The following is a 13,779-nucleotide window of genomic DNA, read 5'->3' on the forward strand; positions in this document are numbered from 1 at the left end:
GCTGAGCCACTCTTTCAAAAGAGACTTAATAGCCCTTCTACCTTTTCTCCTTAACAAAAAAACTCTCCCGGAGGAATCCGGAAGAGCTTGCGCAAGGGGAATTTGAAAAATATTTTTTAATATGAAAAAGGTCGATAAAATCTATGCTATGTTCAAACTCTCATTTTACTAACAGCGATATTACGATCAAGTTTTATTGTCAATAGACATGTATGTGGGAAGTTCTCCCCTTGCAACAATGTAGACCTGTGATCTACTCTTACTAGTATACACTAGAATTATTACAAAATCAGTTAATTTGTATTGCAATTTGTTGGCAAATATCCCTCTGCCTGAAAACACCGCAAATGCTTGATTCCCAAGCATCTACGCAAGTCCTCTTTAATTAGTATTTATCATTTCTGTTACAAAATTTAAAATAAAAATATTATTCCATAATAAATGAAAATCCCAAAGCACGATAAAAAGAGGCTGGGACAAAAGTCCTAGCCTCTCAATTATTTTTGGATTGTCGAGCAAGACGCAGTGGTTGAGTGGGCTCTACTACGCTGATTTCATCAGCTTTTACAGCCCTACTCAACTGTGCGGAGGTGGGACAACGAAATCGAATTCTAACGAATTACCGATTTCTGTCCCACTCTCTTTGAGCTAGTAAGACGATTAGCCAGGCCGCAACATAGTGGCTACTATCCAACGATGAGAGGTATAGCCTCAATCGTGTAACAGTTACGACAGAAAATAAAGAAGGCCTATAACGCCTTCTTTATTTTCTTAGTAAGACACTTCGGCAAGGCACCATGGTGCTTGCCGTAGCCTAATGAGGTGCTTTAGCACCCATTAGGCTAAGTGTGTTACATCATCCCACCCATCATGCTTGGATCCATTCCTGGTCCTGCTGGGGCTGCTGGTTCTGGTTTGTTGGCTACGACTGCTTCGGTCGTCAAGATCAGACTCGCTACGGAAGCGGCGTTTTGAAGGGCTGAACGGCTCACTTTAACTGGGTCGATGATTCCTGCATCAATCATATTCACCCATTCACCTGTTGCAGCATTGAAACCTGTTCCGACTTCGGCATTTTTCAAGCGATCAATCACAATAGATCCTTCGTAACCGGCATTGTGGGCAATTTGGCGCACTGGCTCTTCCAAAGCACGAAGAACGATATTGCGTCCTGTTGCTTCATCCCCTTCTAATTCAAGGGCTGCGACTGCAGAGATGACATTGACAAGAGCTGTACCACCTCCGGCAACGATCCCTTCTTCAACGGCTGCGCGAGTCGCATTAAGGGCATCTTCGATACGGAGTTTCATTTCTTTCAATTCTGTTTCTGTTGCAGCACCAACCTTGATTACGGCAACGCCACCAGACAATTTAGCCAAACGTTCTTGTAATTTTTCACGGTCAAATTCAGAGGTTGTGGTTTCGATTTGTGACTTGATGACCGCCACACGGTTAGCGATCGCTTCTGGGTTACCAGAACCTTCGACAATGACGGTACTGTCTTTATCAACTGACACTTTAGCTGCTTGACCAAGCGCTTCAATGGTTGCATCTTTCAATTCCAAACCAAGATCGTCTGTAATGACTGTACCACCTGTCAAGATGGCAATGTCTTCTAGCATGGCTTTGCGGCGATCTCCAAATCCTGGTGCCTTGACAGCTACGACATTAAAGGTACCACGGATCTTGTTCAAGACAAGTGTTGGAAGAGCTTCGCCATCGACATCATCTGCGATGATCAAGAGTGGACGGTTGCTTTGAAGAATGCTTTCCAACAATGGCAAGATTTCTTGGATATTTGAAATCTTCTTGTCAGTGATCAAAATGTATGGATTTTCAAGGTCTGCCACCATCTTTTCATTATCAGTGACCATGTATTGTGAGAGGTAACCACGGTCAAACTGCATGCCTTCAACGACTTCCAGTTCTGTCTCCATTCCACGAGATTCTTCAATCGTGATGACCCCATCTTTGCCAACTTTTTCCATGGCTTCAGAGATGTACTCACCAACTTTTTCAGAACGAGAAGACACAGCAGCTACTTGAGCAATCGCTTCCTTGCTCGATACTGGGATCGCATTGTTTTTCAAAGCTTCTACTGCTGTTGCAACAGCGGTCTCAATCCCACGGCGGATGCCAATTGGGTTAGCACCTGCAGTGACGTTTTTGATCCCTTCACGGACGATGGCTTGAGTCAAGACCGTTGCGGTCGTTGTACCGTCACCTGCGATATCATTGGTCTTAGAAGCCACTTCTGACACCAATTTAGCACCCATATTTTCAAAATGGTCTTCCAATTCAATTTCTTTTGCGATGGTCACCCCATCATTTGTGATCAAGGGCGAACCAAATGATTTTTCAAGAACCACATTGCGTCCTTTAGGGCCCAACGTAACTTTCACTGTATCTGCTAAGACATCGACACCACGGACCATTGCAGAACGTGCATCAGATGAAAATTTAATATCTTTTGCCATTTCTCTTACCTCTTTCTTCTCTTACTCTACAATTGCAAGAATGTTTGATGTTCCAACGATGGTGTAAGTTTCTTCCCCATCTTTCACTTCAATTCCTGCATGGCTTTCAACCAAAACGTGGTCTCCTGCTTTTACAGCTGGAGCGATGAGTTCACCACTTAGGGTACGCACACCTTCACCAACGGCAACCACTTCAGCTGTTTTTGTATCGGCCTTGCTCGCACCTGCGAGGACAAAACCTCCAACAGTCTGTTCTTTTTCTTCTACTTTTAAGACCACACGGTCTCCTAATGGTTTTAACATGTTCATTCCTCCATACGTGTTTTTAGCACTCTCTATACACAAGTGCTAACTTATGTTTCTATTGTATCACTTGGTCAGAAATAGTCAAGAAAAAAACACCTCAAAAATAAATGAGATGTTTCTAAAATATCAATTTAAAATTGTCAATTTTTGATTGAAATCATCGATCACTTTTTGAAGATTGATCCGACCGCGGTAGATGCCATATCCAAAAACAATCATGCCTAAAATTCCAACCAAGGCTAGTAAAATCCCGAGGATCAAGAGTGGGAGGAAACTTTTGTGAAAGAGATAGATCAATACCACACCAATACTGGCAATGATAAAGAGTAAGCTGAACCAACGACCAAGGTTTTCAAGCATGTGGCGTTGGTACTTGATTTCTGTTTCATATCCATTGACAAGTTCTTGTTTTGTAACCATGGGATTCCTCCTGATAAAAATTGAGAATGAAGTGCAAATAAAGGAGGTCCATTCACTTCATTCTCAAAAACTCCTACTAGCAAATTCGTTTTTTCTTGACCTTAGTATTTAAGATGTGGGTCAAAGATACCAAGGGCAACACCGATCAAAGCCACTACAACGAGAAGTAACATGACTTTGTTTGGTGAAATTTTTTTCTTAGACATCAACCACCAGCAAAGAGTGATGAAGGCTGCTGTCAAGAGACCTGGATAAACACCATCGATCTTTTCTTGGATGTTCAAGAAGACTTTTCCTTCAGAATTCTTGAATTGAAGGGCTGTTGTAACAGATACCCAAGTAGCTGCTACGGCACCGATAACCATACCACCGACAACGCTGATCGCTTTACGAAGAGCTTGTCCTTTTGGTCCTACAAGGAATTCAACGGCTTTATCCCCTAATTGGTAACCTTTGAAGAAGGCAAAGCGCATACCAAAGTAGACTAAGAGGTTCCATACGACGATGTAGAAGAGAGCACCAGCGACGTTACCACCTTTAGAAAGACCAAGGGCAATCCCTAAGAGAACTGGAATCAAGGTACCAACGACCAATGAGTCACCAATACCAGCGATTGGTCCCATCAAACCGGCACGCATACCGTTGATGGTTTCGCCATCTACTGCATCTCCGTTTGCACGCGCTTCTTCCAAACCAGCTGTGATCCCTACAACAAGAGATCCAAGTTGTGGTTCAGTGTTGAAGAAGGCCGTATAGGTTTGCATAGCATCCTTTTGTTCTTCTTTTGTGTCATACATTTCTTCTACGATTGGAAGCATAGAAGTCAAGTACCCGAAGGTTTGCATATGTTCTTGAGAGAAACAAGTCAAATGACCATAATACCAATGATGGAATGCTTTTGCTAATGTTTTCTTTGAAATTTTCTTTCTATCAGCCATTTTAAATATCCTCCTCATCATCGTCTTGGTCCACCACTCCGGCTGGAGCAGCTTTCATCGATTTGATCACTTCAAGTTCATAGTAGATTACTGCAAAGATTAATGAAACAACGGCACTGGATACCAAGTTCAATCCGAGAGATTTTGCCAAGGTAAATCCAACAAAGAATGGAATGAAGTCAGTTGCTTCTGTAACAATTTGTTTCAACAAGATGGCAATACCGACACATGGGAGAAGAGCACCGACTGTAAAGAGGGCTTTCATCCAGTAACCATCCATAGGAAGGTATTGTTTCATCAAATCAACCATGTTTTCACCGTATTTGGTGATAATCATTGTTGGAAGGAAAGAGAAGAGGAAGTGAGAGATCCAAGGGTAAACCCAGTCAACTGCGTAGAGTTTTTTGAAGTTTCCTTCTTCAACGGCTTTCCAACCAATGTGTTGCCAAACCAAGTTCATAGTAGCGGTACCGTAGAAAAGAACTGTACCAATTGTCCCAACGGCTGCACCGATTGGAGCTGCAGCTGCGGCGATTCCTGCTTCATCTGTGATGTTATTAGCATGCACAAACAAGATAGCAAGAGGAACACCGATGTAAGAGATGGCACGCACATCGGCAGATACGGTACCACCAGGTGTTACCAAGGCGATATAAACGACTTGAAGGGCAACCCCGACCATAATACCGGTTGTCACATCTCCAAGAATTAAACCTGAAATCAACCCACCGATCAAAGGACGACCGAGTGTATAGTTCCCGATACTGGAACCTCCCATACCAGGCATTGAAGACAAGCTGGCGAAAATACCAAGCAAGATTGCTTGAATCCATGAAATTGTCATAACAAACGCTCCTTTTGTTTGTAAATTTATTTACCTAACAGATCAGACTGTTAGTTTTAAAAACCAAATTTTGATTTGAAATCATCCCAATACCCGATGGAAACATCTGGCAACAATTGGAATTTCACCTTGTAGCCTGCTGCTTGAATGGCTTGGAAGGCTTCTGCTTCTTCCTGAGTGATGGATTGGTTATTTCCCAATTTCACAGCTCCAGGACGATCATTTGCAGGGCCAACAATGATTTCTTTGACATCACCTGGGACAAACCCTTGGTCGACCAAAATTTCCTTCATATCGATTGGATTTTTGGTGATCAAGAAGTAACGACTATCTGATTCTGTTACTTTTGCTGATTTTTCCTTAAAGGCTTCCTTTGTCCATACAAAGGTTTTCTTGTCTGATGCGCCTTTGTAAGCTTGAATCAAAACCTTGTTTGATGCTGCTGCATCGTTTACGGCAATCAAACCATCACATGGTTTTTCCTTTGCCCAGCGTGTGACTGTCTGACCGTGAATCATGCGGTCATCAATCCGTACAAATGTTACTACCATAAGGTACCTCCCTATTAAATATCGTCATCATCTTCTTCAGCACCAGTGGCTGAAACTTCAAAAGGCTGTAGTGCAGATCGTGCTTCTGATAAGATGGTAGCTGACAAATCGTCTCCATCCAACACATCCTTCATCACAACTGCCGTCAAGGCCATGGTGAGGTTCATCCCACCAAGGATCAAGGCTCCATCGAGCTTTCCAGCTTCTTCTAGAACCATGGCTGCAGTGGTTAATGGACTACCACCTACGATATCTGCCAAGACCAAAACAGAATCATCAGCTGTCAATCCTGAAATGCTCTCTCTGAAATCAACTGCGAAGTCATCGACCGATTTTCCTTCTTTGAGTCCAACTGCGATGACCTGATCCAACTTGTCACCAGCAAACATGGCTAGTGATGTTTTTAGACCTTCTGCCAGTCCGCCATGACTGACCAAAACGAGGTATTTCATTTTTCTACGCCTCCTTTATTTGACTCTATTGTAGAGTATTTGAAAGCGTTTTTACATTGTCAAATGTCACATTCCTAATATGACATTTAGCAATAAAAAAATGACATCTGTCACTTGACAAAATGCCATCTTATTTTACTCTAAACTCCTACCTGTAGACTACTTTCAATCTCCCTCTGAATTTGAGGCAAGCGGTTCTCAACATCTTGATCGCGCAAGGCATTGCCAATCAAGTAATCTAACTTTTCTAACACCTCTTTTGAGACATTTTTAGGACTACTTTCAACAGCTTGTTCCATGATGCGGTTCAAGGTCTGATTGGTCAAGGAATCCGTCCCAAAATCATCTACCTGCAAGAGGTCTTTACTAGAGCGACTCTTGACTACCTGTGGCATGACAGAGATCCCCTGGGATTGGGCAAAGAGGGTTTGTTGAATTTCGGGATCCTCTGTTAAGAGTTGCATTAATTCCCAAGCCAACTTGGAATGAGAACTTCGAGCCGACATAGCAAAAGAAGTCGTCGTGACCAAGGTTGCCTTGGTCGTTTTTGACTTAGCAGGCATCGGGATACAGGTCCAGGTGAAGTTTGAATATTTAGAAACGTGGTAGGGATAAGGTTTGTAGGTCCGATATTGGGCCAAGGTCATGGGATAGAAGGCGACTTTTCCCTGGTCAAAATCTTTAGAGCTCACCTTGTAATTTTTATTTAGATCTTCCAATTTTTGCAGAAAAGTCAGAGACTCTTTCACTTCTGGAGCTGTCAGCTTGAGCATGCCTCCTTGGAAGAGATGACCTCCATTTGCCGCCAAGGCTTCTTTCCAGGTGTATTCTGTACTCCCAAATTGGTCCAATTGCCCATCCCCATTGGTATCTTTGGTTAGTTTCTTGCAAATCGTATAGAACTCTTCAAGGGTCCAGCCTTCTTTGGGAACCGCGATACCTTCTTTATCCAAGAGATCTTTATTGACACACATCAAAATCGGATTGCTTTCATAAGGTAAGGCATAGGTTTGCCCCTGATAGACACCGGATTCAAAGGCAACGGGATAAAAGGCAGCTTGATCTTTTCGATCCATATAGCCGTTTAACTTTTCTAATACGCCTCGCGCTGCTAATAAGGAAAGATCTTGCTCAGAGACCATAAACACATCTGGCGTCTTTCCTGAGACAATCTTTTCGGAAAGCCAGTCAGAATAATCCGACTGAGGAATCCCATTTTCATACTCTACACGAACGTGGGGATGGGATTTTTCAAATTTTTGAATCGCACGATCCAAGGCATGGGAACGTTGACTGGTCGGCACATCCCAGCTAGAACCTGCATAAACGCCGATATGGAGGACGGTCGGTTGCTGTTTCCACCAATAGAAACCCGCGCTCGCACAGAGCACAACAAGGAGGCCGATCCCCCAACAAAGATGCTTTCGCTTCAATTTCATTCTGTATTTCCTTTAGAAAAATCACGTCTCGTCACTCCTGTTTGGACTGACCAGATCGCTAATTGCGTTCGATCTCGTAGGTTTAATTTCGCCAAAATTGTTGATAAGTAATTGCGCACGGTTCCTTCTGATAAGAAAAGTTTAGCCGCAATTTCTTTATTAGACTCCCCATAGCCGACTTCTTGGATAATGCGCCATTCCGTCGTGCTCAAATCCTTGACATTGTCCTCATCCACAGCAATAGAGAAGTTGGTCTTGGCCATTTGTGAGAAAATTTGAAAGACTTTACTAGCGATATTCGGGTTGATCATGGCTCCGCCTTGATACACCACCTTAATCGCTTCATAGAGTTCCTCTGTCGAGGCTCCCTTTAAAAGATAACCTGAAGCACCATACTTGAGTGCACTATAGATAAATTCATCATCATCAAAGGTCGTTAAAATAATAATTTTGATATCCGGATAGTGCTCTTTGACTTCTTTTGTCGCCAAGACCCCATCCATGCCTGGCATCCGAATATCCATTAAGATCAGGTCAGGATGTGTCTGTGGAATGCTCGACAAGACGTGATTCCCATCTTCCACTGTGGCCACCACTTCAATATCGGGGTGGGCTGACAAAATAATTTTCAGAGATTCTCGAATCAAGGCCTGGTCATCTGCTACCATTACTTTTATCACCATCTCTATCTCCCTTCTTTATATTTCGGTAAACTGACGCGCGTGAAAAATCCATCGCGACTTTCAAATTGAAGCTGTCCTCCTAGGATGGAAATACGCTCCATCATCTGCTTGAGCCCATAGCCATAGGTCAAGGTTTCAAATCCAACCCCATTGTCCTGCAACTCAATCAGGTAATTTTCTTTATCCTCAAAAAAATGAAGGCTCATCTGACTGGCATGACCGTGGCGAACCGCATTGGTCATAGACTCTTGGATCACACGAAAGATCGTATCTTCAATCATGACGTCCATATCGACATCGACCCATTCATAGCGTAAATCAACCTGCAAGTTGGAGAGCGTCTGGTACTCGCGGATCATCTTTTCTAAAGCATCTTTGAGGGTTCGTCCCTCAAGGGCACCTGGACGGAGGCGGTTGAGAGAGCCTCTCACATCCTGGATTCCTTCACGAACCACTTCTGAAACACTTTTCACCTGCTCTTTTGCCCGATTGGGATCGATATCAATCAAGACTCCGACAGCATCTAAACCTGCTGAGATCCCTGTTAGCGCGTGTCCCAAGGTATCGTGAATTTCCCGAGCAATCCGCTTGCGCTCCCGATCCTCTGCAATCTTCTCAGACAAGGCCATATAGTTGTTCAACTCCGTATTGACCTTCGAAACCATGGCCAACTCTTCTTCTACTTCGTGGTTTTCCGCAAGAACATTCATAATATAGAACAAAAGCGAAATAATGAAGAGCACCATATTCAAGGCATAGAGGGAATTCTTCAAGAAAAAGGCCAGAATCCGAATGGAGGCAGGATAAAAATGAATATAGACATCCAGAGAAGGAATCGGAAAGAAAAGCGAAAAGACGTCTGAATTGGTCACAAGAAGCATCAAGAAACTTACTAGGATAAAAGCAAACCAATACTTGCGGTCTCGCTTGGTATTCAACTCTTTGGAACCATAGAAGATATCCGCAAAAACCAAGAGAATGAGCCCGTTATAAGCTACATTTTGGACCCACATCAAGAGCAACATCAGGAGGATCTCCAGAATGTTCCACTTATCAAAAATGGACCATCGACTCGTTTGAGACCGATAACGACTCATGGAAATCAAGGCAATCCCAGCAAATAAGAGTGCAGACAACCAAAAAGTTGTAGAGGGCGCAAAAGGAATGCGCTCTAAGCGTTCTACTAATAGGGAAGCTTGTCGTTGAGCAATGATATAATTGGTTGCTTGAAGATAGATGATACTGTTGAGCATCACAGCGATAAAATTCACGACCATCAGAATGGCCAAACTGTATCTCACACCTCTAAATTTTCTCATTACTGCCACCCATTCACATCAAATTGATCGATGTTTTCCTTTGTCATCATCTGAACCGGAATGGTTATTTCTTTTTGGTAGCTCTTCCCATCAGCCATATCTTGGATGACCTCCATCACGCGGTCTCCCATCTTCAACGGAGACTGGGCAACGGTTCCTACGACATCATCTGTCGAGTGTAGCAAGGCTTTCATATCTGGTGAGCCATCAATCCCATAGATCGCAATGGGATGGGTGATTCCTTGCTCCTTGATCGCCGCTAAAGCTCCTATAGCCGAGCGGTCATTCAAGGAGACTAGAGTATCGACATTCCCCCCTGACTGCAAGAACTTACGGACAGCTGGCATGGCGATCTCCGTCTGCCCCTTGGTTTCTAGTTCCGAGATGATCTGATAAGACCCATGTCCTTTGATGGTATCCTTAAATCCCTGAATCCGCGTATCTGCCGAAACAGTCCCTTTGTGCTCCAAGAGAAGGATCCGAGCATTTGAAGAGCGTTTCATCAACTCTTTCGCAATCAAGACTCCTGCTTGGTAGTTGTCGGAGACAATGCTGGCATCCGGCTTAAAATGCTTGAGCTGGGTATCAACTGCAATGATCTTAATTCCTTGTTTTCTAGCTTTTTTAAGAGCCCTTAAAATCGGCTGACTATCCCCTTTGACCGGATTAATCACAATCACATTTACTTTTTGAGCGCAAAAATCATCGATCTGCTGGCTCTGCCTTTTTTCATCCAATTCCGGATCTCGAACAGATACAAGAGCCCCTCTCTCATCGGCAATCCGACTAATTTCCGAATGAATACTTTTATAGAACTCATTGTTCATGGTCATATAGGTGACACCAATCTTGGTCTGATCCTTGATGCTACTGGTTTGACAAACAGCATAGATCCACAAGAGGAGGCAGGCCACTGGAATCACCAGTAGAACCCGTTTTATCAGCCATTTTAACAGTTCTTTTCTTTCTTCTTTCCTCTTCAAACTCCGTTCCTTTTCTGAAAATTTTGAATATATATTACTTTATTTTACTACTTTTTCAAGAAAAGTGCTGGCTTTTATTGTACAGATGCATATTTTTGATTTATTTTTAAAAGAGTCGTTCCCGAATAAAATCCCTAGCAAGTATCAAAAAAGCTGGTCTATAAACGAACCAGCTTTCTTTTTTGATCCTAAAAGGGAAGATCTTCCTCTTCTAAGATGATATCGGCTAAATCTCCCGTTCCACCATTTTCACGCATCGCTCGCTGAGCGCGGCTCTCTAGCAACTGAAAACTTTGGCAGAGGACCTCTGTCACATACTGCATAACTCCATTTTTCTCGTAGCGGCGCGTCCGAATCTCTCCATCCAAAGAGATCAGGCTCCCTTTGCTAGCATAACTAGCCATGGTTTCAGCCAATTTCCCCCAGACAACGACATTGACAAAATCAGTCTCTCGCTCCCCGTTTTGGTCCTTGTAGCGACGATTGACCGCAACGGTCACTCGGGCAACGGATTTGTCTGTGCTGGTTTTATGCAATTCTGGGGCCGCTACTAGGCGACCGATTAAAATAACTTTATTATACATCATTTACCTCCTATCTATTTATTCGAAAAAATTTCAAAAAATGGAGGTGACAAACCAAAATCAAAAAAATCTAGGATCCAAAACATCCTAGATTCTTCTCTTTATTCGTGCCAGTGACGAGCAGGATCAAAAGGTGTCCCTGCTACTTCTGCGTCATCCAATTCAATAATGCCTCGTTTTTGAGGAGCATTTGGCAAGTGCAATTCGCGCGGACTGCACATCATCCCATAGCTTTTTTCTCCACGAAGGGCCCCTGGGAAAATCAAGCTACCATCCGGCATCATGGCACCTGGAAGAGCGACAATGGTCTTGAGACCCACTCGCGCATTTGGAGCTCCAGCTACGATCTGAACCGTCTTATCTGGTCCAACTGCTACTTGGCAGATATTCAAGTGGTCACTATCTGGATGGGCTACCATTTCAAGGATTTCTCCCACCACAAATTTTGGTTCCCGATCATTGACCAAACGTTCTGCGAAGCCTTCTCTTTCCAATTCTTGATTCAAACGAGCTACTTGCTCATCTGTCAAAAAGACTTGGCCCTTGCCTTCGATGGCGAAGAAAGATGAGGCATCAAAAATATTCCAGGCAACGGTTTCTTGCTTGTCCTCACGGTAAACGCGAGCCACTTTTCCTTTTCTCTCCACCGCGAGCTTTGCTTCTCCACTATTTTTCAAGGTCAGCATCAAGACATCGCCGACTTGTTCTTTGTTGTATGTTACAATCATGTTTTTCTCCTATTTTAATCCTGCTAAGAATGCTGTAAGCTGCGCCTTGGTTTTTCGATCCCGATTGACAAACCGACCGATTTCCTTATCCTTTTCCAGAACCACCAAACTTGGGATCCCATAAACATCCCAGACTTTCGCCAGATCCATATAGGCATCTCGGTCAATCAAGATAAAGGTAAATTCGGGATTTTCAGCTTCAATCTCCGGCAAAAAAGGCTTGAGGTAACGACAATCCCCACACCAATCTGCTGAAAAGACAAACACTTTCTTGCCATCTTGCTCTACATAAGAAGCAATTTCTTCTAGAGAATTTGGTGTAATCATAGTTTTTCCTCTTCATAATGCAAGAGACCGTCCTCATAGACAAAGCGGTAATGGCGCTCATCTTCAAAAATGACGCCTCCTACTAAGCGTTCTTCACTAGACTCGTAGAGTTCCACATACAGGGTCGCAATCGTCCCCATGGCTTCCATTTGCTCCCGTACTTCTGCTACCAACTCTTCTTGGGTACGGAGACGCTTTTGATCTTTGGCGATTTTATAAACACCGGCCGCAAGAGCTCCTGCACTTGCTACAGCCAGACTAGACAAAATAATTTTTTTAGCTTTCATAGTGCCTATTGTAACACAAAATAAGCAGAGGGACAACGGTCTAGGCTGGATCTCTCCCTCTGCTTTTTGAGATTGATTTCCATAATAACGCTACCATCCTTGTAGAAAAAGTGTTAAAATAGCATCAGAAAGAAGGTAACCTATGACTGATTTATTTTCTAAAATCAAAGAAGTAACTGAAATCCCTGCTATCTCAGGTCATGAAGCTCCTGTACGGGATTATTTGCGCCAACAATTGACCCCTCATGTGGACGAAATCGTGACAGATGGTCTCGGTGGGATCTTTGGGGTCAAACATTCAACAGCTGCCGATGCTCCTCGTATCTTAGTAGCTGCCCACATGGACGAAGTTGGTTTTATGATCAGCGAAATCAAAGCTGACGGAACTTTCCGTGTTGTCCCAATCGGAGGTTGGAATCCGATGGTCGTCAGCAGCCAACGCTTCAAACTCTTTACACGTGACGGACGTGAATACCCTGCTATTTCAGGATCTGTTCCTCCTCATTTGACACGTGGAACGGGTGGACCAACCGTACCAGCCATTAGCGACATCATCTTTGATGCAGGCTTTAGCTCTAAAGCCGAAGCTGAAAGTTATGGGGTTCGTCCTGGAGATACTTTGGTCCCAGATAGCTCTGCGATTCTCACTGCTAATGGTAAAAACGTCATCTCAAAAGCATGGGATAACCGCTACGGCGTCTTGATGGTCAGCGAATTGGCCAAGAGCCTTTCTGGACAAGCCTTAAACAACGAACTCTATGTAGGGGCCAACGTTCAAGAAGAAGTGGGACTGCGTGGAGCCCACACTTCAACCACTAAATTTGATCCTGAAATCTTCCTTGCTGTAGACTGTTCACCAGCGGCCGATGTCTTTGGAGACCAAGGAGCGATTGGGGAAGGAACACTGCTTCGCTTCTATGATCCAGGTCACATCATGCTACCAAATATGAAAGATTTCTTGCTCACTACTGCTGAAGAAGCAGGTATCAAATTCCAATACTATTGTGCCAAAGGTGGTACCGATGCAGGTGCAGCACACTTGAAGAACGGTGGAGTCCCATCAACCACTATTGGTGTCTGTGCACGTTACATCCACTCCCACCAAACCCTCTATGCCATGGATGATTTCTTGCAAGCACAAGCCTTCTTACAAGCATTGGTTAAGAAATTGGATCGCTCTACAGTTGATTTGATCAAACACTATTAAGCAACATCGATCCGAAGCCCCGTAAGGGGCTTTTTTAGAGGGAAAACAAACTTCTCTTGGAAACTTTCCACCGTGAGTCACCATTGAGCCCCTTGGCATCCACACTCCCCTTAGGAAAGTATCTTAGAATATTTTATCTTCCATCTGTTTTCTGATATAATATGAAAGAATGAAATGGTAGGGAACGGAACACTCATCCTTGGATTTGTGTGGCAGACCCTTCCCTTATATACA

At 43.6% G+C, this 13,779-nt stretch carries 16 protein-coding genes; 1 reads left to right on the top strand and 15 read right to left on the bottom strand.

Annotation, left to right across the window (positions count from 1 at the left end):
* Window positions 1–851 precede the first annotated feature (851 nt).
* The 15 genes from groL to RDV49_RS01170 form a co-directional block, all read right to left on the bottom strand.
* The gene (gene groL, locus RDV49_RS01100) at window positions 852–2,477 is read right to left on the bottom strand and encodes a chaperonin GroEL (protein ID WP_003004647.1); all 1,626 of its coding nucleotides are present in this window, start codon (window positions 2,475–2,477) and stop codon (window positions 852–854) included.
* 21 nt (window positions 2,478–2,498) lie between these two features.
* The gene (gene groES / locus RDV49_RS01105) at window positions 2,499–2,780 is read right to left on the bottom strand and encodes a co-chaperone GroES (RefSeq protein ID WP_003013619.1); all 282 of its coding nucleotides are present in this window, start codon (window positions 2,778–2,780) and stop codon (window positions 2,499–2,501) included.
* Between the two features lie 129 nt (window positions 2,781–2,909).
* Window positions 2,910–3,203 (bottom strand): hypothetical protein, encoded by a 294-nt coding sequence (locus RDV49_RS01110; RefSeq protein WP_003004348.1) that lies wholly within the window; start codon window positions 3,201–3,203, stop codon window positions 2,910–2,912.
* A gap of 101 nt (window positions 3,204–3,304) precedes the next feature.
* On the bottom strand, window positions 3,305–4,159 hold the full coding sequence (locus RDV49_RS01115) for a PTS system mannose/fructose/sorbose family transporter subunit IID (RefSeq protein ID WP_037585172.1): 855 nt from the start codon (window positions 4,157–4,159) through the stop codon (window positions 3,305–3,307).
* A complete protein-coding gene (locus tag RDV49_RS01120) occupies window positions 4,143–4,985 on the bottom strand; it encodes a PTS mannose/fructose/sorbose/N-acetylgalactosamine transporter subunit IIC (protein WP_003004789.1) in 843 nt (280 codons plus the stop codon). Before RDV49_RS01120 ends, RDV49_RS01115 begins: the two co-directional genes overlap by 17 nt.
* A gap of 56 nt (window positions 4,986–5,041) precedes the next feature.
* Window positions 5,042–5,536 carry a PTS sugar transporter subunit IIB gene (locus RDV49_RS01125; RefSeq protein ID WP_000261775.1) on the bottom strand — a complete coding sequence of 165 codons (495 nt, stop codon included), beginning with the start codon at window positions 5,534–5,536 and terminating at the stop codon, window positions 5,042–5,044.
* A 14-nt stretch (window positions 5,537–5,550) separates the two neighbouring features.
* Window positions 5,551–5,988 (bottom strand): PTS sugar transporter subunit IIA, encoded by a 438-nt coding sequence (locus RDV49_RS01130; RefSeq protein ID WP_003009816.1) that lies wholly within the window; start codon window positions 5,986–5,988, stop codon window positions 5,551–5,553.
* Window positions 5,989–6,128: 140 nt separating this feature from the next.
* Window positions 6,129–7,427, bottom strand: coding sequence for an ABC transporter substrate-binding protein (locus tag RDV49_RS01135; protein ID WP_003009814.1), 1,299 nt, complete (start codon window positions 7,425–7,427; stop codon window positions 6,129–6,131).
* Window positions 7,424–8,107, bottom strand: coding sequence for a response regulator transcription factor (locus RDV49_RS01140; protein WP_037585171.1), 684 nt, complete (start codon window positions 8,105–8,107; stop codon window positions 7,424–7,426). Before RDV49_RS01140 ends, RDV49_RS01135 begins: the two co-directional genes overlap by 4 nt.
* A gap of 5 nt (window positions 8,108–8,112) precedes the next feature.
* Window positions 8,113–9,429, bottom strand: coding sequence for a sensor histidine kinase (locus tag RDV49_RS01145; protein ID WP_003009809.1), 1,317 nt, complete (start codon window positions 9,427–9,429; stop codon window positions 8,113–8,115).
* Window positions 9,429–10,412, bottom strand: a complete 984-nt coding sequence (locus RDV49_RS01150) for a substrate-binding domain-containing protein (RefSeq protein WP_003009806.1) — start codon at window positions 10,410–10,412, stop codon at window positions 9,429–9,431. The genes RDV49_RS01145 and RDV49_RS01150 overlap by 1 nt, the downstream gene beginning before the upstream one ends.
* A gap of 188 nt (window positions 10,413–10,600) precedes the next feature.
* On the bottom strand, window positions 10,601–10,996 hold the full coding sequence (locus tag RDV49_RS01155) for a single-stranded DNA-binding protein (RefSeq protein WP_003004675.1): 396 nt from the start codon (window positions 10,994–10,996) through the stop codon (window positions 10,601–10,603).
* A 101-nt stretch (window positions 10,997–11,097) separates the two neighbouring features.
* Entirely contained in the window at window positions 11,098–11,724 is a 627-nt protein-coding gene (ytpR, locus tag RDV49_RS01160; RefSeq protein WP_003009800.1) for a YtpR family tRNA-binding protein, read from the bottom strand.
* 9 nt (window positions 11,725–11,733) lie between these two features.
* Window positions 11,734–12,051 (bottom strand): thioredoxin family protein, encoded by a 318-nt coding sequence (locus tag RDV49_RS01165; RefSeq protein WP_003009797.1) that lies wholly within the window; start codon window positions 12,049–12,051, stop codon window positions 11,734–11,736.
* Window positions 12,048–12,338, bottom strand: a complete 291-nt coding sequence (locus RDV49_RS01170; protein WP_003004245.1) for a DUF4651 domain-containing protein — start codon at window positions 12,336–12,338, stop codon at window positions 12,048–12,050. The genes RDV49_RS01165 and RDV49_RS01170 overlap by 4 nt, the downstream gene beginning before the upstream one ends.
* 142 nt (window positions 12,339–12,480) lie before the next feature.
* Here RDV49_RS01170 and pepA point away from each other — a divergent pair, with 142 nt between their 5' ends.
* Complete coding sequence (gene pepA / locus RDV49_RS01175; RefSeq protein ID WP_003009794.1) at window positions 12,481–13,545, top strand: glutamyl aminopeptidase; 1,065 nt, start codon at window positions 12,481–12,483, stop codon at window positions 13,543–13,545.
* Window positions 13,546–13,779 lie beyond the last annotated feature (234 nt).

Origin of the sequence: Streptococcus parasanguinis (genome assembly GCF_031582885.1) — a bacterium.
Taxonomy (GTDB): domain Bacteria; phylum Bacillota; class Bacilli; order Lactobacillales; family Streptococcaceae; genus Streptococcus; species Streptococcus parasanguinis_M.